Raw genomic sequence first — 20,894 nt, 5'->3', positions numbered from 1 at the left:
CCAGGGCCGCTGTCACGAGCGCTTTCCAACTTCCACCTTCAAGTCGTCAAAGGCGCGCGCTCCCGGCGGCGTCCGCCGCCATCTCCAGATTCGCGCGAGGCATCGAGATCGCGCAGCGCTGCGGGCAGCGCGCGGCGCGGGCGACGGCGATCCCGGCGACGGCGCGGCGTTCCGTGGAGCACAAGGAGGCTCGGAACTCGCGACTTGCGGCATTCGCTGCGACGCTCGCCGCGAGCGTGAGCCGCGAGCCCCCGGCCACGGCGATGCGCGCGGTTCGTGACGCGCGATTTCGGTGTGGTTTCGTCCGGGCGTCGGAGTCAGGCGATCCCCGAGCCGCGGGCGCTGGTGGGCTCGTCCTCAACGCGCATGCCATGGTGTTTTGGGTCGCTCGACCGGGCGAGGCGCGGACAGCTGTTTTCGCGCGTCGCATGGAAGATAGTTGAGCGTCACAGCCTGGGTGGAGTAGTGTGCCGCCGCCGGCACGCGGGGGTTGTCGCGACCGGCGAGTCCCCTTGGGACTGACAGACGAAGCGACGATCGACGACGGGCGCTCGTTCGAGCGCGCCGGAGGACAACATGCGTAATATTAATCTTGTCAGCATTGGCTCGATGGCTCTCATCCTTGGCGCGACCGCCTTCTCCGCGGGTTGCGGGGACGACACCGAGACGGGCTCGGGCGGCGGGACCACCGCGAGCAGCTCGGCCGGCGAGGGCGGCGGCGGCGGCACGGGCGGCACGGGCGGCAGCGGCGAGGGCGGCAGCGGCGAGGGCGGTGGCGGTGGCACGGGCGGCAGCGAGGAGTGTGTGACTTGCTCAGCGCCTCTCGTGGCCAACGCCGACCCGGCGGACCTTTGCGAGTCCTCGATTCCGAAATACCAGGCGGTCACGGATTGTATCTGCGAGACGTGTGGCGCGGCGGAGGGCGACCCCTGCTTTGCCGCGTGCGACCCGAACTCGGACGAGGCACCGGACGCCGAGTGCGAGGCGTGCGGTACCGCGGCGGCCACCACCGCTGAGGGCGCGTGCATCGAGCAGGGCACCGCCTGTCTCCAGGACGGCCAGTGATCGCGACGCGCCGAGGTCTCGCGGATCCGTCCGAGCGACCTTCGGCGCTTCGCGCTGCGGCCGCAGGGAGGGGCGGGACGCCTGCCTCGCCCGCGGCCGCGGTTTCGCGCTCTCCGCTGTCGCTGTGTGCTCGGCGCGACAGGCGCCTGTCGGTGCGCGGGCGATCGTGCGGAGAGACCTAGTCGACCTCGCTCACCGTCACATCGACGTTCATTATCTCGGTGGCGGCCGTGTAGAGCGTCCCCGCTGTCGGCGTTACGTCCATGTAGTTGCGGCCGTAACCGACCCGCACGTGGTCGAGGCTGGCCAGCACGCCGTTCGTGGGGTCGAACCCCTTCCAGCCGATGTTCGGGATGTAGAGTTGCACCCACGCGTGGGTCGCGTCGGAGCCGGCGCGGCTCGCGCCGACGTTGCCGGTATAGAGATATCCGCACACGTAGCGCGCCGGAATGCCGAGCAGCCGCGCCATGCAGATGAACAGGTTCGCGAAATCCTGGCAGACCCCGCGCCGGTTCACGAAGACGTCATACGGGGTGGTCGCGAGGTTCGTCGAGCCCGGCACGTACTGGTATTCGCGGAAGAGGGTCAAGTTGATCGCGAAGAGCGTCTCCATCAGGTCCGCGTCGTTCTTCTCGACGAACGACATGGCGTAATCGAAGAGCGCCTGGAGCCGGGTGTCGGGGAGCTCCGCCGGGCGCACGTACGGCGCGATGATCGCCTGCTCCCACGGCATCCAGACGAGGGGGAACGCGGGCCGGATCTTCTTCTTCGCGAACGCGAACGGATCGGCGTCGCAGAGCTCCACGGTCGAGTCGGCCGAGATCGTCAGCGCGGTATACGGGGCGGTGATCTCGAAGCGTGTGGTCCGGTTCCCGAAGACGTCCTCGAACTCCATGGTGGTCACGCCGGGATCGATCGTGAGCGTGTGCGAGAGCACCCGTTGATCCCAGTCGTGCACCGGGCAGAGGTGCAGCTTGTGCACGCTGCGCTCCACCGGGCGATCGTAGGTGTATCTCGTCGAATGGACGACGCGGAGCCTGCGAATCGTCGGTGCCATGTCGGGCACCCCCGCGCTCACGCCTCGGCGCGCACCGACAGCTCGATCCGCCAGCGCTCGTTCGGCTTCTGCGCCTCCCGGGGGATCGCCTCCAGGAGCAGCGTCCCCACCTCGGTGACCGACGCGCGCAGCTGCACCGGCACCATGTCGCCCTCCCGGCGGCCCTCCGCGGGCAAGGTGACCTCGATCGGCGAGAGCTCCTCGAGCTCTCCGGGCTTCCAGCTCTCGAGCTCGGTCCCGGCCTGGTCATCCCGGCGCACCGACGAGCTGAAGAAGCGGAAGCGCACCGGCTCGCCGACCACGACGCCGAACTCCTGCGGCGGCAGCGTCGCCTCGGTGCCTTCCTCCATGCCGAACGGCGCGAGGCAGAGCGCCGTGATCGGCGGCTCCAGGCCGGGCACCGCGGGGACGGCCCCCTCGATGCCCACGTAGTAGGCCCGCGCTGTCCCGCCGCGGATCCGGAGCCCGCGGCCGCGCCGCGCGAGGCCGTAGGCGGCGGCGCCGCGCGCGACAGCGAGATCCAGGTCGTCGCTCGGGAGCACCCGCGGCCGGGGCGCGCCGTCCTGCTCGAGCCAGGCGCCGAGCGTCGCGACCAGCCGCTCGCGCAGCGCCGCGCTCTTCATGACGCCCCCGTTGAAGAGCACCGCCGTCGGGTGCAGGAGGAGCGGCGCTCGGCCGGGCTCGGCGTTCGCTCCTCCCTGCGGGGCGAAGCCCGGAAGCTTCGACGTCGCGCCGGCCTGGCGCCCCAGGAACGCGGCCAGGTGGCGGGTGATCGCCGGGTCCTGCGCGTACGGGAGGCCGAGCTGCGTCAGGCCGGCGCGCGCGCGGGTCGCGGGGCGCGCGGACGAGGGGACCTCGGGGAAGAACCCGTCGACGAGCGTCCGGGTGATCTCGTCGCGCGTGAGCTCGGTCCGGATCGCCGCCCCGAGCAGCTTCGAGCCGCGGCCGGCGATCGCGATCGGCGCCTCGCTGATCGACGGATCGCCGAGCAGCCGCTCCTTCGCGACGCGCGCGGCGTGGGTGAGCGACGTCATCTGCCAGCGATCGAGCTCCTTGCCCTCGGCGGCGAGCTTCGCCTTCACGACGTGCGCGAGCGCGAGGTCCATGTTGTCGCCGCCGAGCAGGATGTGGTCGCCGACCGCCACGCGGACGAGCTCGAGCGAGCCGTCGCGCGGGACCGCGGCGATCGCGGAGAAGTCGGTGGTCCCGCCGCCGACGTCGATCACGAGCAGCACGTCGCCCGGCTGGAGGTGCTTGCGCCACGCCTCGCCGGCCGCGTCGATCCAGGCGTACACGGCGGCCTGCGGCTCCTCGAGCAGGGTGAGGTCCTCGAACCCCGCGGCGCTCGCCGCCTCGACGGTGAGATCGCGCGCGGCGGCGTCGAACGACGCGGGCACCGTGATCACGATCTCCTGCTTCGCGAGGGCGAGCGCCGGATCGTCCTTCGCGAACAGGTGATCCCACGCCTCGGTGAGGTGCTCGAGGTACCGCCACGACGCCTCGACGGGCGAGATCTTCTCGATGTCCTCGGGCGCGCCGAGCGGGAGCGTCGAGCCGCGCCGGTCGATGCCAGCGTGGCTGAGCCAGCTCTTCGCGCTCGAGATGAGGCGCGCCGGCACGTCGACGCCGCGCGCGCGGGCGTGCTCGCCGACGGCGAAGCGCCGCTCGGCGTCCCAGGGCAGCGCCTGCGGGCCCTCGCTCTCGTGAGGGATGTACATGAAGGAGGGCAGGAGCGTGCGCGCCTCGAGCGTCCCCTGCGCCACGAGCTGCGGGGCCGCCATCACCTCGGGCGACGGCGTGAGCCGCGCGTCGGCTCCGTCCTCGGGCAGGGGCGCGTAGGCGAGCGCGCAGTGGGTGGTGCCGAGATCGATGCCGATGATGTAGCGCGCGCTCATAGCTCGACCTCCGCGGGGGCGATGATGCTGGCGTCGTGGCCGGCGACCGGCGTCGGCAGCGAGACGTCGTCGGCGCGCCAGCCCCGGTGGCGCAGCACCCCTCTGTAGGGCGCGGTCCCGGACACGTTGCCGATGAGCTTGATCTCGGAGGGGTTGTAGCCGGCCTCGAGCGTCACCTTCTCCCCCTCGTCCTCGCGCCGCACGGGCGCGAGCTTCGCGTGGCTGCGCAGCGCCTTGCGGCAGCCCTCGTGGACCATCCTCGCCGCCACGCCGACGTCCGCGTCGCCGAACGAGGCGATGTCCTGCTCGAGGAAGTCGACGAGCCGCCCCTCGCGCTGGAGCAGCGAGAGCAGCTGGAGCGCCGAGCTCACCGCGGGCGCGGCGTGCGGCGCGGGGGCGGCGACCGGCGCGGGGGCGGGCTCGCTCGCCGCAGCCGCGGCGGCCTCGGGGGCGGCGGGCGCGCCGCCTGCGCGATCTCGCTCGAGCCGTCGCGGCTCAGCGCGCTCGGCCGGCGGCAGGGCGGCGGCCGCCGCGCGCGCCTGCCAGGCCCGCGCGGCGAACTGGGAATCGAACAGCACGCGGAAGAAGCAGGCGAAGGCGAACCAGAGCCGCGTGGACCAGGGGAGCGGAGGATCGTGGAGGTCGGCCACGGCGAGAGCCTAACGCCGAGCGTAGGGATCGGCACAGAGACCGGCGCGCGGGGCAGGGGGGCGCCTGCCCCGCGCCGCCGCCCGGGGCGACCCCGGGCCCCTCAGAAGGTCGCCCGGAGGACGGGGACGCGGACCTCGTGCCCCTGCGCCACGCCGAACTTGAACATCTCGTCCTGCGAGTAGAGCGGCTTGAACGAGAGCGCGGGCACGCCGAGCGCGACCCGGCGCGGCGTGATGTCGACGAGGCCGAGCCGGGGCTCTTCCCGGCGGGCCCGCCGGAGGATCTGCGCGGCGTCCGTCGTGAGCTGGACGTTGATCCCCGGCTGCGGGGGCTCGGCGGCCGGCTCGTTGCGGATCGGCTCGCTCTGGTCGGAGTCGGGGGGCTTGTACGCGGTGGCGTTCAGGGTGACGACGAGGGTCGGGATGACCAGCGCCATGCCGCCGGCGAGCATGTAGAGCGGCACCTCCGCGGGCGGATCCGCCGCCTCGACGAAGTAGCCGGCGACGCCGCCGCCCACCGCGCCGAGCCCGCCGAACACGAGGTACGGCCAGGCGCGCTCGACCCCGATCGCCCCCATGGTCAGCATCACGACCTCGCCGCCGAGCAGCGCGCCTCCGACGATCCCCTTGCCGTCGACGCTCACCGTGTCGCCCTCGCTCGCCTCCTGAGCGCCCGCGCGCCCGGCGGCGCCGGCGAGCACCGCCGCGGCCACCGACGCTCCTGCCAGACAATGCGCTGCCTTTCGATTCAAGCGGTTCATCGGCATCGTGTTTTCCCCGTGTCGACTGTCGCGAAGCCTGCGAGGGCTCAAGCCATGGATCACCGCCGGCCTCATCCGAGGCTGGCGTCCGGGCCGTCCGGCCGGCGATCCCGTGTGGGTCGTCGAGCCGGTCTTGATTTGTGAACCGCTGGCGGAGTGAGCGGGTGCACACGCGCCTCGTCTCTCCTCCAGCGAAGCCGGTGCGCGAGCCTAGCACGGGTCTCAGCGCTTCGAACCGCTGCGTTGCCGGTGCGGAGGATGGGTGGTATGGGTCGACGCAAACCGGGCCGTGGCCCGCCGACCTGCCGCCGAGCGCGCGGCAGCCTTCAAGGGATCAACGCTATGGGCCGCATCGGACCGCTCGAAATCGCTCTGCTCATCGGCCTCGCCTTGCTCCTCTTCGGCGCGGGGAGGATCGCTGACATCGGGAAGGGGATCGGCGAGGGCATCCGGAATTTCAAGAAGGGGATCCGCGACGACGAGGAAGAGGATCCCGCCAAGCAGCTGCCGGCGAAGCCCGAAGAGAAGCAAGAAGACACGCAGAAGCCCGTGTAGCGCCCGCGCTGGAACGCGGCGTTCGGGGGCGATCGGGGCGATCGCGCGCCGACGTCGGTCGACGCTCGCTGGGGTGCGTCTATACTCGATCGCCGTATGCCTCACCGACCTCTGGAGCGCGTCGCCAAGGCGCTCGTCGTCTCCGCCGCGTTCCCGCTGGCAGCGTACTTCGTCCTTCAGTTCGGCCCTGGCGGGCTCTGGCGCGGGTTCGAGCCGGCGCTCGCGGTCACCGGGCAGGTGGCCAAGGCGCCGTACGACCTCACGCGCCTCGAGGCCGTCAACGAGACGCTGAAGATGATCCGGGACAAGTACGTCGAGCCGGATCGCGTCAAGCCGAAGGAGATGCTGCTGTCGGCGCTCAACGCCGTCCAGCGCGACGTCGCGCAGGTGATCGTCCTCAACGAGGATCCCAACGAGGTCACCGTCCGCGTCGAGACCAGCGAGAAGAAGTTCCGGATCGACAACATCCAGGGCCCCTGGGACGTCTCCGCGCGCCTCCGTGAGGTCTTCACCTTCCTCCAGAAGAACCTCCGCGGCACGGAGGTCGATCTGCGGGACGTCGAGTACGCCGCGTGCAACGGCATGCTGCACACGCTCGACCCGCACTCGTCGTTCCTGAGCCCCGAGGCGTACAAGGAGATGAACCTCTCCACGTCGGGCGCGTTCGGCGGGCTCGGCGTCGTGATCTCGATCCGCGACCAGATGCTCACCGTCCTGAACCCGATGCCCGACACGCCCGCGGGCAGGGCGGGCCTCAAGCGGCTCGATCGGATCGTGAAGATCAACAACGAGTCGACGCTCAACATGCCGCTCGACGACGCTGTGCGGAGGCTCCGCGGCGATCCCGGCACCCCGGTCACCGTGTGGGTGACCCGCGAGGGCGAGGGAGGGTGGCAGGGGCCGAAGGCCTTCGAGCTGACCCGCGAGGTGATCAAGGTGAGGTCCGTCGAGTCGCGCGCCCTCGAGGGCGGCGTCGGCTACGTCCGGCTCAAGACGTTCCAGGCGACCTCGACCGCGGAGCTCGACGCCGCGCTCGACGGGCTGCGCAGCAAGGGCCAGCTGAAGGGGCTCGTGCTCGATCTGCGCGGCAACCCGGGCGGCCTGCTCGATCAGGCGGCGCGCATCGCCGACAAGTTCCTCGCCGACGGCGTCATCGTGTCCACGGTCGGCGCCTCCGAGGGGCGCGAGGAGAAGCGCGCCAAGGGGCCGGGCACCGAGCCGCTGTACCCGATCGTGGTGCTCGTGAGCGGCAACAGCGCGAGCGCGAGCGAGATCGTGGCCGGCGCGCTGAAGAACAACGATCGCGCCGTCATCGTGGGCTCGCAGACGTTCGGCAAGGGCAGCGTGCAGCTCGTCTTCCCCGACGTCACGGCCGAGAAGGCGGCCCTCAAGCTCACGATCGCGCAGTACCTGACCCCGGGCGACATCTCCATCCAGGGCGTCGGCGTCACGCCGGACATCGAGCTCGATCCCATGACGGTCGACGAGCTCGAGATGGATCTCACGGTCCAGAAGGATGGGCTCCGGGAGCGCGATCTCTCGGCGCACCTCTCGAACGCGCGCGCGGCGGCCGCGGGCAAGCCGTCCGAGGTCGTCCGCTACCAGCTCACGAGCGCCGACCGCGAGCAGATGCGGGAGCGCGGGGGCGACATCGACGAGAACTTCTCCGTCGACTTCCCCATCCGCTTCGCGCGGGAGCTCGCCGCGCGGATGCCGCCCTCCACGCCGAGGCTCCAGCAGCTCCGGGCGATGCACGACTACATCGATCAGGTCGGCAGGGAGGAGCTCGGCAAGGTCGCGGCCGAGCTGACGAAGCTCGGCGTCGACTGGTCCGACGCGCCCGAGGGGGTCACGCCGGCGGCGAAGTCCGAGCTCGACGTGAAGGTCGAGACCGACCGTCCGAGCGCCGAGGTGACCGCGGGGCAGCCGATGGAGCTCCGGGTCACGGTCAAGAACAACGGAAAGCAGCCGGTCTACCGGCTCCGTGGGACGACGGAGAGCGACAACCCGTACTTCGACAGCAAGGAGCTCATCTTCGGCAAGATCGGCCCCGGCCAGACGAAGAGCGCGAAGGCGCCGCTCGGCTGGTGCGAGGTCGAGGGGCGGAAGGTCGGCTCGACGAAGCCGAGGAAGGCGAACGAGAAGCGCGTCTGCACGATCCCAATGGACGCCCTCTCGCGGAGCGACGGCCTCAAGGTGAAGTTCGAGGTCGCCGCCGCGCCGGAGCCGCCGGCGGTCGAGATCCGACCCACGGTGCGCGCGCTCGACCGGCCGCTCTTCCAGTACGCCTATCAGCTCGCGGACGACCGCGAGGGCAACGGCGACGGGCTCATCCAGAAGGGAGAGCGGGTCAGCATGTACCTGACCGTCAAGAACGTCGGCAAGGGGCCGTCGTACGAGACGCAAGCGAACATCGCGAACCTCTCGGGCGACGGGCTCATGCTGCACGCGGGGCGCTTCGACATCTCGAACATCAAGCCGGGCGACGTGCGCAAGGTCGTCTTCAGCTTCGACGTGGAGCAGCAGCTGTCGGAGCCCGAGGCGACCCTCACGCTCTCGGTCGGCGATCGCGATCTCCGCGAGTTCGCCAGCGAGAAGGTGAAGATCCCGATCTCGCCGCGCATCCAGCTGAGCGGCGGCGGCTCCACCATGAAGGCCGGGGCGGAGGGGGCGACCCTGCTCCCGTCGCCCGAGGCGAGCGCGCGCGGGTTCGGCCGGCTCCCGGCGGGCGCCGTGGTCAAGGTGCTCGGCGAGGCGCCAGGCGGGTTCCTCAAGATCGACCTCGGCGCGGGGCGCTTCGCGTTCGTCGCGGCGCGCGAGGTGACCCCTGGCGGCGGGCCGGCCCCGGCGGCGGTCGCGTTCGAGGACCTCTACTCGCACGCGCCGCCGACGCTGGACATCGCCGCGGCGGCGCTGGCGACGACCGCCGGCACCGTGAAGATCACGGGGACGGCGTCGGACAGCGAGCGGCTGCTCGACACCTTCATCTTCGTCGGGTCGCGGAAGCTCTACTACAAGTCGAACCGCGACGGCGCCGACCCGAAGAAGGCCGAGTTCGCGTTCGAGGCGCCGCTCCGGCCGGGGGTCAACGTGATCACCGTGGTCGCCCGCGAGACGCCCGACACCACGACGCGGCGCACGCTCGTGGTGCGCAAGGACGGGCCTGACGGCTCGATCCTGAAGACCCCGAAGTCCGACAACCCCGTGGACGATTGGATTGCGGACCGCGGCGGCGAGGAGTAGGGCGCTGGGAAATGGACGAAGACGGCAACATGGACGACCGCGGTGACGGGCGTAACGGGTACAGAGGGCGGGGCTCCGGCGGGCTGCCCTGCCCGGCGAGGATCTGGTAGCCTCATCACGTGGGACTCCTCGCCTGGCTCGGCCTGAAGCAGGGGGGCTCGTTCCCGAACCTCGACGCCCTCCTGACGGAGCTCCGCGCGGCGCTCCCGGACGACGAGGCGGTCGTCCTCCGCTACATCGCCACCGTCATCGTCCTGCTCGGCAAGGTCGCCTGCGTCGACGGCCGCTTCTCCGACAAGGAAGACGAGCTGCTCCGCGAGCTGCTCACGCACGTCGACGGGCTCGCGCCGAGCGGCGTCGAGGCGGTGTTCAACGCCCTCCAGGGCAAGCTGCCCGCGCTCCAGGAGGGCGAGGTCGACCGCTGTTACCGCGAGCTCAAGGCGCTCTGCAACGCGAGCGAGCGGGTGGAGGTCGTGCGCCTCTTGATCCGGCTCGCGGCGGCGGACGGCGCGCCCACGCCGGCCGAGCGGGCCGAGATCGAGCGCATCGCCGAGGAGCTCGGCGTCTCGCTCGCTGACATCGAGCCCGACCTCTCCATCGAGGCCGGCCATCCGGCGGGCTCCCCGGCGCCGCCGGACGACCGGAGCGATCCCGGCGGCGAGCCCCCGGCGTGAGCCGGGCGCGAGCGCCGCTCGGCTGATCCGTCGCGTAGGTCGCGCTGCTGCCGGGCACCAGTGGCGCTCGGCTGATCCATCGCGCGCGTCGCGCTGCTGCCGGGCGCCGGTGGCGCTCGGCTGATCCGTTGCGCGCGTCGCGCTGCTGCCGGGCGCCGGTGGCGCTCGGCCGATCAGTCGCGCGCGTCGCGCTGCTCGGCGCTGCCTTCGGGGCTCGGAGCGCGGCTCGCGAGGCCGAGCGCCCGTCGCTGCTTCAGCGCCGTGAGCGCCACGAACAGGACGAACAGGACGGCCCCGAGCACCGCCACGAGCACGCCGAAGTTGAAGAGGTAGTGCGCGCCCTGCGCGCCCCCCACCCCCATCAAGAAGATGCCGAGCAGCGCGATGCCCGCGCCGATGACGGGATCAGGGCCGACGTCGTTCTCCGACGCCGCACGCGAGAGCCCGCTCCCCTGGACCCCGGATGCCTCGTTGCTCATCGGATGGCTCACACGGAGGAGCTTAGCAAACTGGTCCACCGCCCGAAACCCGCCAGCGCCGGACCCGGGCTATGCTGCGCGGGTGAGCACGCCCACCCACCCACGAAACGACCGTCCTTCTCCGCCCGCGCCGTCCGACTTCGCCGGGCGCCGCGTCATCTGCTTCGAGAGCCGCCGCGCCTCCGAGATGGCCTCGCTGATCCAGCGGTATGGCGGCGTGCCCGTCACGGCGCCCACGCTCCGCGAGGTGCCCATCGAGAGAAACGAGCGCGCCCTCGATTTCGCGCGGCGCCTCGCGGGCGCCGAGTTCGACCTCGTGATCCTGATGACCGGCGTCGGGACCCGGGCGCTCGTGGCGGAGGCGGCGCCTGCGCTCGAGCCGAACCAGGGCGGCGGCGGGGCGTCCGATAGCGACGGTGGCGCGGACGCCCAGGGCGTATCTCTCCTGGCGGCGGCGCTCTCGTCCGTGCAGATCGTCGTGCGCGGCCCCAAGCCGGCCGCGGCGCTGCGCGAGCTGGGCCTGACCGGGTTCATCACCGTCCGCGAGCCGAACACCTGGCGAGAGATCGTCGAGGCCGTCAGCGCGCTCGGCGACCTGCGCGGAAAGCGCGTCGCCGTCCAGGAGCACGGCGCGCCGAGCCACGAGCTCTACGCGAGCCTCTCGGCGGCCGGCGCGCAGGTCACGCCGGTGCCGGTGTACCGCTGGGCGCTCCCGGAGGACACGGCGCCGCTGCGGCAGGCGCTCCGCCTCATGGCGGACGGCGGCGCGGCGATCACGCTCTTCACGAGCCGCGCGCAGGTCGAGCACGCGCTCCTCGTGGCGGCCGAGGAGGGGCTCGTCGAGCGGCTGCGCGCCGCGCTCGCGCGGGGCGTGGTGGCGTCCATCGGGCCGGTCTGCACGGAGGCGCTGCGCGCCGAGGGGATCGAGCCGGATTTCGAGCCCGAGCACCCGAAGATGGGCCACCTCGTCAAAGCGGCGGCCGCGCGCTCGATCGAGATCCTCGTCGCGAAGGGAAATCGGGGCGACGCGCCCCTGCCGGCTCAGTCTTCGTAGTCGTCGTACGCCTCGTCCTCGCCGGCGGAGCGCGCCACGGTCGCCGGCCGGGGCGCGGGGCCGGGCTCTGCGCCGGCGGCCGCGCGCTCGTCCGTGTCCGCGTGGCCCCTGTCGATCAGCTCGGCGCGGTAGAGCACGCGCCCGTCCTCCGCCGTGATCTCACCGCCCACGTCGCCCCAGGCGAAGTCGTCGCTCTGGAGCGTGCGCATCGTCGCCTTCGTCTTGCCGATGCGCACGCGGAAGCTCGTCCGCTGGCACGGGATGGAGGAGCCGCCGACCTCGACGTTCACCGCCTCGCTGCCGAGCACGTCCTCGTTCTCGTCGGCGGCGAGCGCGGTCTTGGCCATCATCGCGTCGTAGGCCGAGAGGGTCGCCGGTCGCTCCGCGCCATCGTCGATCCACGCCGCGCCGAGGATCTCACCGCGCCTGCTGGGCTCGTCGCTCATGCGGACCCGCAGCGCCTCGGTCTTCTTGCCGTCCGCGAGGGTCACGTCGACCACGAGGACGTCCCCCTCGCGCGCGACCACACGCTGCGTGAGGAGCAGCGGCGTCTTCCTGAAGCTGCCCGAGAACCGGTAGGCCACATAATCGCCGGGCTTGCGCGCGCCGGGCGCCTCCTCGGCGATCAGGCCGCGCTCGTCCGAGCCCTTCGCGCGTTGCGGGACCTCGCGCCGCGCTTGCGCCGCCACCTTGGCGGAGGCGTCCTGCGGGCGACCGGAGCGAGCGTTCGTCTCGATCCCGGCGCCGCAGCCAGCAGCCAGGACCGAGGTGAGGGCGGCGAGGAGGAGCGGTCGGTTCATGCTCGTCCGGTACCGGAGAGCGCCCGCCGTGGCCCAATTTCTGGCGGTTCCAGGGCGCGCCCGCGCGACCGCACGCGAGCGGCGTTCAGGGCAGCTTGCCGCTCGGGAGCATGTCGTCGAAGGCGGCGTCGAACTCGTCCGCGATCATCTCGGCGCCGACGGCGCGCGCGGCCGGCTTCGGGACGTCGATGCGGCGCAGCCGCTCCGCCACGCTGCCGCGCGGGTCGCCGTAGCTCGGGCTCATCCGGGCGACGCGCTGGAAGTAGTAGAGCGCCTGCTCGGGGACGCCGCGCATCTCGTAGGCGTTCGCGATCTCGTAGGTCAGCGCGAGCTCCTGCTCGACCGTCTTGTGCGAGGCGTGCAGCCCGCGGATGAGCGCGTCGATGCCCGCCTCGATGTTGCCCATCTGGAGGTGGGTGACGCCGATCATCGATTGGCAGACGCACTCTCGCCCGGGGTCGCGGGCGGCGAGCTCGAACTCGCCGATGGCGTCGGCGTAGAGGCCCATCTCCTTGTAGGCGACGCCGAGATCGTAGTGCGTCGACGCGTCGGACTCGGAGATCTGCGCCGCGACGCCCGCCTTGAACTGCTCGAAGACGCTCTCGACGCTGATCTGCCGAGGATCGTCCTGGACGCCCGTCACCGAGCCCGGCACGACCTCGAGCTCGTCGATCATCTTGAGCGACTCGGCGATGTCGAACGCGCGATCCTCGTCCGGCCGCTCGCTGCCGCGCGGGACGGCCCGGGTGCCGCTCTCGTTGTCGGTCGCCGCCCGCACCACCCCCCGCGCGTCCGAGGCCAGCTCCGTGACCTCGCGCAGCCGTTCCATCAGCAGCGGGTGGTTCGGCAGCCGCGCCAGCTGCTCCTCGAGGATGTTCCGCGCCTCGTCGAACATCCCGTGCTGCGCGAAGAACTCGACCTCCTCGAGCGCGTCCTCGTCGAGCGCGTCCGCGCGCCGCAAGGAGCCCGGCGGCACGGAGCGGCCCGACACCGGTCGGACCGACGCAGGTCGGCCCGACACCGGGCTGTACAGGGCCGGCGGCGGCGCGGCGAGCACGGGCGGGGGAGGTATCGAGGACGCCGGCGGCGGAGCCTGGGACGCAGCGACGGCGAGGGGGTGCTCAGGCACGCGGCTCGGGTTGACCGACGCCGTCTCCTCCTCCTCGTCGTCGATGGCCTCGAGCTCCTCGACGTCCTCGACCTCTTCGACGTCCTCGATCGGGAAGCTCGGCAGCGGCGGCTCGTTCGCGAACGGATCGTCGAGGTGCGTGACGAGCTCGGGCCGCCGGGGGAGCGCCTCGACGACGCCGTCTTCATCGAGGGTGTACGCGGGCAGCGGCGCGTCGGGGTCGTAGAGGTCCTGGCTCGGCACCTCGGACGCATACGCGTCGTTCTCGCCAGCCGTCGGCGAGGCTCCCGGCCCGGCGGCGTCTTCCTCCGCGAGCTCTTCCTCCTGCGGCACGGCGTAGCCGAGCAGGTTGAGCATCTCCGTGGCCTGGGCGTTGCCGGGATCGAGGAGCAGCACCTCGTCGAGGAGCCTCGCCGCGTCGTCGACGGCGTCCTCGCTGGCCAGCTGCTGCGCGAACGCGAGCATCTGCTCGACGGCGGCGTCCTGGTCGCCCGCCTCGATCAGGACATCGCAGAGCTTCTCGCGCAGCTCTCGAGCGGCCGGCAGCCGGGCGACGCCGCCCTTGAGGAGGGCGACCGCCTTGTCGTATTGCCGGTCGCGCCGGAGGCTCTCGGCGTGCGCGACGAGCTGCCTCGGGCTCGCGATCGGCGACGTCGAGGGCTGCGACGCGCGGAGCGGGATCGGCACCGCGGACGCGGGCTCGTCGTCCTCGACGTCGAGCTCCTCCGCCTCCTCGTCCTCCTCGTTCTCCTCCTCCTCGAGCTCGACGTCGATCGACGCGCGCGTGTTCCTCGACGAGGGAGCGATCTGGGAGGCGAGCTGGCGCACGCCCTCGTCGTTCGGGGCGCGCGTGATCAGGGCCGAGATGAGCGCGGTGAACTGGTCGACCCGCCCGGCCTCCTTGGCGATGCGCGCCGACTCCTTCTGCACCTCGATCGCCTTGGCCGGCTGCCCGAGCAGGTCGAAGGCGCGGGCGAGGAGCGCGAGCGTCTCCAGGTCCTTCGGGTTCTCCTTGAACGCGATCTGGAGCTTGGTCAGGGCCGACATCCCGTCGCTCGGGTCGCCGCGGTCGAGGTAGATCTCGGCGGCCATGCGGGCGAATCGGGCGTCGGGGCGGTGCTGCAGCAGGCGCTCGACCACCTTCAGCGCGTCGTCGCGCCGCCCGAGCTTGAGCAGGAGCTCGGCCGCCGTCCCGAAGCGCTGGATCGCGGCGTCGTAGTCGCGGACCCGGATCAGCGCCTCCGCGAGGCGGAGATAGGCGAGGGGGTTGTTCGGGTCGAGATCGACGACCCGCTTGAAGATGTCGATCGCGTCGCGGTCGCGCCCCGCGCGGAGCAGGCGCGTCGCGACCTCGTCGTAGGCGGCGAGCGCGTCGCTCGTGAGCCCGAGCTGCGTGTAGATCTCCGCGAGGCGCGGGACGATGTGGCCGAAGCGATCCTCGTACTGCGGGACGTGCTTGTGGATGATCTCGCGGATCTGCTTGTAAACAGCGATCGCTTTGAGCGCGAAGCCCTGGAGGGAGTAGAACTGGCCGACGCGCTCGTAGGTGGTGATCGCCTCGACGTACTCCTCCGTCTTCAGGTAGAGGTCGCCGATCTTGAGCAGCGTGCGGACGTCCTTCGGATCGTCTGCGACCAGCTTCTGGTACTCGGCGATCGCCTTGTCGAAGCGCTTCCGCTCGACAAGCTTCTGCGCGGTCTGGAGTACCTTGTCGCGATCGACCGCCACGGCGATGGAAATCTCCTGCTGAGGGCAGCAAGGCGTTGCTCGGGCGCCTCGTCGGCATCCCTCACCTCGCCTAAAAAACACCTAGCCAATCCCGCCACCACGTACAAGCGCGCGGCACCGGAAGTTCCGGAAGCTACCGCGAAGGTGCTTGTTTGCAGTGTGCGGCCCCCCGGGGGCCCTGTCTGGCGACGCGGCGACCACATGGCGCGGTGGCCGCGAGCCCCCGCCCCGGTCGGACGCTGGGCGGTCCGGTCGAGGCGCGTCGAAGAGCGCGCCCTACCTGTAGGAACGCGCTGAACGGCCGGGGATTCGCGAAGATCGCGGGGAAGGTGGCGAGCGCCGCCATTCCCGCGAAGACAGCGTTAAGCCTAGCAGTCGAGCGGCCTTGTTGCACATTTCGTGCGATCTTCCGCGACCCGCGGCCGCCCCGCAGGAGGTCGCGCGACCCCGCGATCCCCGGGTGCGCGGGCGCGCCCGGGGTACCCATCGCGCGCGGGCGATGGGTGCGCGCCGCGCCGGATGAAGGGCAGAGGGGGTAGGTCGCGAGCTCGGCCGCCGCCGGGGCCGAGCGCGGGCGTCGGCGGGAGGGCGCACCGGAGCGCCGCCGTTTCTCGACCGTCCCGGCGAATGGACCTAGAGTTGGGCACCATGTCGCGCAGCCAGGCCTACCGTGCCCCGTTCGCTCCTGGAGAGGAAAATGCCGTCGACGCCGCGCTTTGCGAGCGGCTCCTCTCGGTCGCCCTGTCCAAGGGTGGTGATTACGCTGACCTCTTCTTCGAGTACCGCGCCGGAGGCGGGTTCACCTTCGACGAAGGGATCCTCAAGGCGGCCTCGCGTGGGGTGTCGATGGGGGTCGGCGTCCGCGTCCAGCGAGGGGACGCGACCGGGTACGCGTACACGGAGGACCTCACCTGGGAGGCGATGCGGCGCGCGGCCGAGACGGCGGCGCAGATCGCGACGGGCTCGGGCGGCAAGGAGAAGATCGAGCTCAGGCGCCGCGAGCTGCCGACCCGCTACGAGCTGCCCAGCATCTCGCTCGACGCCCCCGGGCTCGCGAAGCGCGCGCTGCTCGAGCGCGCGAGCGCCGCGGCGCTCGCCTACGATCCCAGCATCGTCAAGGCGGAGGCGAGCTTCGTCGAGGAGGTGCGCGAGGTCCTCGTGGCCACGAGCGACGGGCGGATGGCGCACGACGTCCAGCCGCTCATCCGCTTCGGCGTGCGGGCGCTCGCCGAGCGCAGCGGAAAGCGCCAGGAAGGCTCGAGCGGCGGCGGCGGGCGCATGACGACGGCCTACTTCGAGGGCAAGTCGCCGGAGTGGCACGCCGAGGAGGCCGCGCGGCAGGCGGTCGCGATGCTCGACGCCCGCGACGCGCCCGCCGGCGAGATGAACGTCGTGCTCGCCCCGGGCGACAGCGGCATCCTGCTTCACGAGGCGGTGGGGCACGGGCTCGAGGCGGACTTCAACCGCAAGGGGACCAGCAACTACGCGGGACAGATCGGCAAGGACGTCGCGAGCCCGCTCTGCACGGTGGTGGACGACGCGACGCTCCTCCAGTCGCGCGGCACGATCAACGTGGACGACGAGGGGCACGAGCCCGAGCGCAGCACCCTCATCGAGAACGGCAAGCTCGTCGGGTACATGCACGACCGGCTGTCGGCCCGGCACTTCGGGCTCACGCCGACCGGCAACGGGCGGCGCGAGAGCTTCGCCGCCGCGCCGATGCCCAGGATGACGAACACCATCCTGCTCGCGGGCCCGCATGATCCCGAGGAGATCGTGAGGTCCGTGAAGCGAGGCGTCTTCGCGAAGAAGTTCGGCGGCGGCCAGGTCGACATCTCGAACGGCGATTTCGTGTTCTCTCTGACCGAGAGCTACCTCATCGAGGACGGCAAGCTGACCGCGCCCCTCAAGGGCGTGAACCTCATCGGCAACGGCCCCGAGGTGCTCCGGCGCGTCACCATGCTCGGCCACGACGTCGCCGTCTCCGACGGCATCTGGACGTGCGGCAAGGACGGACAGAGCGTCCCCGTGGGTGTTGGCTGCCCCACAATCAAGATCGATCTCATCACGGTCGGCGGAACGCGGATCGGCTGATTTTCAAGGCTGGAACGCCAGGCGGAAGGTAAGCCTCGCAGCGGTATTGGTGGGTTTAGCGCGGTGCGTCTTGCCGGCCCGTCGTGACACCCGTATACGGGGCGTTCATGGCGCGTCGCTCGTTCATAGCCATCGTTGGACACGGACCGGATCTGGAGCGCGACGAGGGTGCCGCATCGGTCTTGCGCTCGCTGGGCGCTGACGTGCGGACCCTGGATCTCTGGGATGATCCACCGCGGCTCTTCCACGACGACGAGAGCAAGGCGCGGGCGATCGTCGTCGAGGCGCTCGACAGGCCGGACCTGGCCGCCGCGGCGCTGCGCGCGCTGCGCCGCGAGCCGCGCCTCGAGGAGGTCGGCGCGCTCGTCGCCGTGAGCGTCGCGCAGATCGCGCGGATCGAGCCGTCCAGCGGCTTCGACGACTTCCTGCTCGTGCCGTATGTGCCCGCCGAGCTCTACGCGCGCGTGCGCCTCGTCGAGTGGCGCCGCAGCGAGTTCGCGACCGAGGAGCGGGTGAAGGTGGGCGCGATCGTCATCGATCGCGCGGCCCACGACGTCTCGGTCGGCGGCATGCACGTGCCGCTCACCGCGAAGGAGTTCGCGCTGCTCTCGTACGTGTGCGAGCGCCGTGGAAAAGTTGTGTCGCGGACGGAGCTCCTTCGCCGTGTCTGGGGCAGCCAGTACGAGGGCGGCGCGCGGACCGTCGACATCCACGTGAGGCGTCTCAGGGCGAAGCTCGGCGCGGCGCTGCCGCTCGTCACGCTGCGCGGCGCCGGGTACCGCCTCGAGTCGCCGATCCCCGGCGCCGGTGGTCCCGAGGGCGGCGATGCGAGCAGGGGGCTCCAGCGGAGCGGGGCCGGCGAGGAGGCCCAGGGCGACGAGCGCGGGGAGCTGCGCGACGAGGACGAGGACGAGGACAGCGACGGCGAGGGCGACGAGGACGAGGGCGACGAGGAGGAGGCCGCGCAGGGCAAGCGGCCAGCGGCGCCCTCGGCGAACGACGCCACGCCGTCCGGGCGCGAGCGGCGCATCACCCGATGACGTCGCCGGTTCGCCGCGGCGGGGCGCGAGCGACCGCCGCCGGTGCGGCGCGCGGCGGTGGTCGCTCGCGCCCCGCCGGGCCGCCGATCGTCGCGATCAGCGTCGGGTGCCCCAGCGGGGTGGGCCCCGAGGTGGCCGTGGCCGGCGCGGCGTCCGTCGAGGGCGCGCGCTGCGTGCTCGTCGGCGATGAGGCGATCATCCGGCGGGCAGCGAAGCTCGTCCGGGTCGCCGCCCGCCGGCTCGTCGTCGTCGATGGGCGCGCCGCCATCGAGGAGCTCGCGCCCGGCACGATCGGGCTCTGGGCGGGCAGCGCGCGGCTCTCGCGGCCGAGCGCGTTCGGTCGGCCCGAGGCCGAGGACGGCGCGGCGCAGCTCGCGTGGATCGACGCGGCGACGGATCTGGTCCGCGAAGGCGTCGCGGCGGCGCTGGTCACGGGGCCCGCGTCGAAGCACGCGATCGCCACGAGCGGCGCGCCGGGGTCCGCGGACTTCCTCGGGCACACCGAGCACCTGGGCCGGCGGCTCCGCGCGCGCGAGGTCACGATGGCCTTCGCCTCGGGCAAGCTCGTGACCGCCCTCGTGACGACCCACGTGCCGCTGCGCGAGGTGCCGGACGCGGTGAGCCCGCGCGAGGTGGCGCGCGCCGCGGTGTGGCTCGCGCGGCTGCTCGGCGATCTCGGCCGCGAGAGGCCGCGGGTGGCCGTCGCCGCGCTCAACCCGCACGCAGGCGAAGGCGGGCTCCTCGGCGACGAAGAGCAGGTGCGGATCACGCCGGGGATCCGCCTCGCGGCGCGGCGGCTTTCGCGCTCGGGCCCGGCGGCGGAGCTGACCGGGCCCGTCGGCGCGGAGACGGCGTTCCGGCTCGCGGCGCGCGGCGCGCTCGACGGGGTCGTCGCCATGTACCACGACCAGGCGACGATCCCGAGCAAGCTCCTGGGCTTCGGCGAGGCCGTGAACGTCACGCTCGGCCTGCCGATCGTGCGCACGAGCGTCGACCATGGCACCGCGTACGATCTCGCGGGAACGGGGCGCGCCGACCCGCGAGGCATGCGCGAGGCGATCGTGCTCGCGGCGCAGCTCGCGGCCGCGCGCGCGCGCTGACGCAGCGACACGCCGGCGCCGCGGCACGCCGGCGCGCGCAGGAGGCCGCGGCTCAGCGCGCCCGTGGACGGCCGCCGAGGTGCGCGAGCAGCCGCTCGAGCGCCGGCATGCTCACGCCGCGCTCCCGGCCCATCTCGAGGACGGTGGCGCCCATCGCGAGGTGCTGCGCGTGGAGCTTGGGGCCGAAATGCACGTCGAGGAACCGCAAGAACTCCGGGGCCAGCAGGCGCACGAGCGCGACGCCCGGCTTCAACGTGAGCGGCCCGATGAACCGGAGGAGGAGCTTCGTCCACGGGGCCACCTTGCCCAGCCGGTCCGCGAGCGCCACGGACTCCCTTGTGGCCTCGATCACGGTGCGGAGCACGCCGTCGTTCTCGAGCAGTGCGCTCACCCCGCCGCCCGCGTCGATGGCAACGATCAGCGGGAAGAACGCGGTCGTGGTGGCCACGTTCTGCGCGCCCACGTCGGGCTCGAGCCGCGCCGGGACACCGGCGCTCGTGAGGCGGCGCGCGAGCTCCTCGATCGGCGGTCGCTCCGCGGGGGCGCCTCCCTCTTCGTCGATGAGCGTGGGCGCGAGCTCGGTGATCCAGGCGCGGACCACGCCGCGCTCGTCGAGGTAGCCCGAGACGCCCGGCATCGCGGGGGTGATGCGGCGCTGGGCGGCCTCCTCGAGGTCGGCGCGCTGCCTGGGCAGGAGCGGCGTGAGCACCACGGCGGGCGCGGCCGGGCCGCCGCGGAGCAGATCCGCCACCGACCTGCCGCCCGCCGCGCGCTGCGCGGCGCCGCCGAGGTCAGCGCGGGGGACGAGCTGATCGAAGCGCACGGTGATCAGGACGACGTCCGCGTCGGCCGGGATCTCGGCCGCGAGGCGTGGGCGATCGAGCGTGTCGCGTCGATCGGCGCCGTTCACCTGCTCGACCACGAACGGCCGTACGTCGCCGGCGCGCTCGGGCCGGACCACGAACGTGACGTCGTCTCCCTGGGCGGCGAGGCGCACGCCGTAGATCCGCCCGAGCGCCCCCGCGCCCACGATGGTGACCCGCATGGCTCCCCCGTAGCCTGCGCGGCGCTCGGGGAAAAGGGGGTGGTCGTCGCCGCCGATCGCGGCAGATCCCTCAGAACGTCCGCTTCGAATCGATGAGGATGGTGACCGGGCCGTCGTTCTCGACGAACACGCGCATGTCGGCGCGGAAGCGGCCCGTGGCCACCGTGAGGCCGCGGGCCCGCAAGGCGGCGACGAAGCGATCGTACAGCGCCTCGGCGCGCACGGGCTCCATGGCGCCGTCGAAGCTCGGCCTCAGGCCGCGCCGGACGTCCCCGAAGAGCGTGAACTGGCTGATCGCGAGCACGCCGCCGCGGCGCACGTCCGCGAGCGCCCGCGACATCTTGCCGGCGTCGTCGCTGAACACGCGGAGGCCCGCGATCTTGCTCGCGACGTGGTCGGCGTCGGCGTCGTCATCGTCCTTCGCGGCGCCGACGAAGGCCACGAGGCCGCGCTCGATCGCGCCGACCACCTGGCCTCCGACCTCGACGCGCGCGCCGAGCGCGCGTTGAACGACCGCGCGCATCG

The 20,894-nt window shown here is 72.3% G+C and carries 17 protein-coding genes; 8 read left to right on the top strand and 9 right to left on the bottom strand.

Annotated elements, in window-relative coordinates:
• Positions 1–609: 609 nt before the first annotated feature.
• Entirely contained in the window at positions 610–1,065 is a 456-nt protein-coding gene (locus WME95_RS35060) for a hypothetical protein (RefSeq protein ID WP_437543847.1), read from the top strand.
• 178 nt (positions 1,066–1,243) lie between these two features.
• Here the strand turns inward: WME95_RS35060 and WME95_RS35055 are convergent, their stop codons facing one another.
• The 4 genes from WME95_RS35055 to WME95_RS35040 all read right to left on the bottom strand — a co-directional run bounded on the left by WME95_RS35055 (position 1,244) and on the right by WME95_RS35040 (position 5,428).
• Positions 1,244–2,122, bottom strand: coding sequence for a transglutaminase family protein (locus WME95_RS35055; protein ID WP_437903694.1), 879 nt, complete (start codon positions 2,120–2,122; stop codon positions 1,244–1,246).
• A gap of 17 nt (positions 2,123–2,139) precedes the next feature.
• Entirely contained in the window at positions 2,140–4,017 is a 1,878-nt protein-coding gene (locus tag WME95_RS35050) for an Hsp70 family protein (protein ID WP_437903693.1), read from the bottom strand.
• Positions 4,014–4,667, bottom strand: a complete 654-nt coding sequence (locus WME95_RS35045) for a DUF2760 domain-containing protein (RefSeq protein ID WP_437543842.1) — start codon at positions 4,665–4,667, stop codon at positions 4,014–4,016. Before WME95_RS35045 ends, WME95_RS35050 begins: the two co-directional genes overlap by 4 nt.
• 101 nt (positions 4,668–4,768) lie before the next feature.
• Positions 4,769–5,428: a hypothetical protein gene (locus tag WME95_RS35040; RefSeq protein ID WP_437903692.1), complete on the bottom strand. Its 660-nt coding sequence runs from the start codon at positions 5,426–5,428 to the stop codon at positions 4,769–4,771.
• Positions 5,429–5,770: 342 nt separating this feature from the next.
• Here WME95_RS35040 and WME95_RS35035 point away from each other — a divergent pair, with 342 nt between their 5' ends.
• The 3 genes from WME95_RS35035 (at position 5,771) to WME95_RS35025 (ending at position 9,900) form a co-directional block, all read left to right on the top strand.
• Positions 5,771–5,983: a twin-arginine translocase TatA/TatE family subunit gene (locus WME95_RS35035; RefSeq protein WP_044966375.1), complete on the top strand. Its 213-nt coding sequence runs from the start codon at positions 5,771–5,773 to the stop codon at positions 5,981–5,983.
• 96 nt (positions 5,984–6,079) lie between these two features.
• Positions 6,080–9,226, top strand: coding sequence for an MXAN_5808 family serine peptidase (locus tag WME95_RS35030; protein ID WP_437903691.1), 3,147 nt, complete (start codon positions 6,080–6,082; stop codon positions 9,224–9,226).
• Positions 9,227–9,345: 119 nt separating this feature from the next.
• On the top strand, positions 9,346–9,900 hold the full coding sequence (locus WME95_RS35025; RefSeq protein WP_437903690.1) for a TerB family tellurite resistance protein: 555 nt from the start codon (positions 9,346–9,348) through the stop codon (positions 9,898–9,900).
• 173 nt (positions 9,901–10,073) lie between these two features.
• Here WME95_RS35025 and WME95_RS35020 read toward each other — a convergent pair whose 3' ends face one another.
• Entirely contained in the window at positions 10,074–10,379 is a 306-nt protein-coding gene (locus WME95_RS35020; RefSeq protein ID WP_437294277.1) for a hypothetical protein, read from the bottom strand.
• Positions 10,380–10,461: 82 nt separating this feature from the next.
• Here WME95_RS35020 and WME95_RS35015 point away from each other — a divergent pair, with 82 nt between their 5' ends.
• A complete protein-coding gene (locus WME95_RS35015) occupies positions 10,462–11,433 on the top strand; it encodes a uroporphyrinogen-III synthase (RefSeq protein ID WP_437543830.1) in 972 nt (323 codons plus the stop codon).
• Here WME95_RS35015 and WME95_RS35010 read toward each other — a convergent pair.
• On the bottom strand, positions 11,421–12,233 hold the full coding sequence (locus WME95_RS35010; RefSeq protein ID WP_437903689.1) for a hypothetical protein: 813 nt from the start codon (positions 12,231–12,233) through the stop codon (positions 11,421–11,423). The genes WME95_RS35015 and WME95_RS35010 overlap by 13 nt on opposite strands.
• An 85-nt stretch (positions 12,234–12,318) precedes the next feature.
• Positions 12,319–15,090 carry a tetratricopeptide repeat protein gene (locus WME95_RS35005; RefSeq protein WP_437903688.1) on the bottom strand — a complete coding sequence of 924 codons (2,772 nt, stop codon included), beginning with the start codon at positions 15,088–15,090 and terminating at the stop codon, positions 12,319–12,321.
• Positions 15,091–15,738: 648 nt separating this feature from the next.
• On the opposite strand from WME95_RS35005, the gene WME95_RS35000 reads away from it, so the two are divergent.
• The 3 genes from WME95_RS35000 (at position 15,739) to pdxA (ending at position 19,324) form a co-directional block, all read left to right on the top strand.
• Positions 15,739–17,184, top strand: coding sequence for a TldD/PmbA family protein (locus WME95_RS35000; RefSeq protein ID WP_437294273.1), 1,446 nt, complete (start codon positions 15,739–15,741; stop codon positions 17,182–17,184).
• 203 nt (positions 17,185–17,387) lie between these two features.
• Entirely contained in the window at positions 17,388–18,224 is an 837-nt protein-coding gene (locus WME95_RS34995; RefSeq protein WP_437903687.1) for a winged helix-turn-helix domain-containing protein, read from the top strand.
• The gene (gene pdxA, locus WME95_RS34990; protein ID WP_437903686.1) at positions 18,221–19,324 is read left to right on the top strand and encodes a 4-hydroxythreonine-4-phosphate dehydrogenase PdxA; all 1,104 of its coding nucleotides are present in this window, start codon (positions 18,221–18,223) and stop codon (positions 19,322–19,324) included. The genes WME95_RS34995 and pdxA overlap by 4 nt, the downstream gene beginning before the upstream one ends.
• Before the next feature lie 52 nt (positions 19,325–19,376).
• On the opposite strand, the gene WME95_RS34985 is transcribed toward pdxA, so the two are convergent.
• Positions 19,377–20,369, bottom strand: coding sequence for a ketopantoate reductase family protein (locus WME95_RS34985; protein ID WP_437903685.1), 993 nt, complete (start codon positions 20,367–20,369; stop codon positions 19,377–19,379).
• Between the two features lie 70 nt (positions 20,370–20,439).
• Positions 20,440–20,892, bottom strand: a complete 453-nt coding sequence (dtd, locus tag WME95_RS34980; protein WP_437903684.1) for a D-aminoacyl-tRNA deacylase — start codon at positions 20,890–20,892, stop codon at positions 20,440–20,442.
• Positions 20,893–20,894: the final 2 nt, after the last annotated feature.

The organism is Sorangium sp. So ce327 (genome assembly GCF_051530205.1).
GTDB classification, from domain to species: Bacteria; Myxococcota_A; Polyangia; order Polyangiales; family Polyangiaceae; genus Sorangium; species Sorangium cellulosum_B.
Note: the sequence above shows the minus strand (reverse complement) of the source record. Positions and strands in the feature narration are given on the sequence as shown.

What these genes read in the sequence shown, in the direction of transcription:
- WME95_RS35060 (WP_437543847.1), top strand. Translation starts at nt 610, where the DNA reads ATGGCTCTCATCCTTGGCGCGACCGCCTTCTCCGCGGGTTGCGGGGAC.
- WME95_RS35055 (WP_437903694.1), bottom strand. Translation starts at nt 2,122, where the DNA reads ATGGCACCGACGATTCGCAGGCTCCGCGTCGTCCATTCGACGAGATAC.
- WME95_RS35050 (WP_437903693.1), bottom strand. Translation starts at nt 4,017, where the DNA reads ATGAGCGCGCGCTACATCATCGGCATCGATCTCGGCACCACCCACTGC.
- WME95_RS35040 (WP_437903692.1), bottom strand. Translation starts at nt 5,428, where the DNA reads ATGAACCGCTTGAATCGAAAGGCAGCGCATTGTCTGGCAGGAGCGTCG.
- WME95_RS35035 (WP_044966375.1), top strand. Translation starts at nt 5,771, where the DNA reads ATGGGCCGCATCGGACCGCTCGAAATCGCTCTGCTCATCGGCCTCGCC.
- WME95_RS35030 (WP_437903691.1), top strand. Translation starts at nt 6,080, where the DNA reads ATGCCTCACCGACCTCTGGAGCGCGTCGCCAAGGCGCTCGTCGTCTCC.
- WME95_RS35020 (WP_437294277.1), bottom strand. Translation starts at nt 10,379, where the DNA reads ATGAGCAACGAGGCATCCGGGGTCCAGGGGAGCGGGCTCTCGCGTGCG.
- WME95_RS35010 (WP_437903689.1), bottom strand. Translation starts at nt 12,233, where the DNA reads ATGAACCGACCGCTCCTCCTCGCCGCCCTCACCTCGGTCCTGGCTGCT.
- WME95_RS35000 (WP_437294273.1), top strand. Translation starts at nt 15,739, where the DNA reads ATGTCGCGCAGCCAGGCCTACCGTGCCCCGTTCGCTCCTGGAGAGGAA.
- pdxA (WP_437903686.1), top strand. Translation starts at nt 18,221, where the DNA reads ATGACGTCGCCGGTTCGCCGCGGCGGGGCGCGAGCGACCGCCGCCGGT.
- WME95_RS34985 (WP_437903685.1), bottom strand. Translation starts at nt 20,369, where the DNA reads ATGCGGGTCACCATCGTGGGCGCGGGGGCGCTCGGGCGGATCTACGGC.
- dtd (WP_437903684.1), bottom strand. Translation starts at nt 20,892, where the DNA reads ATGCGCGCGGTCGTTCAACGCGCGCTCGGCGCGCGCGTCGAGGTCGGA.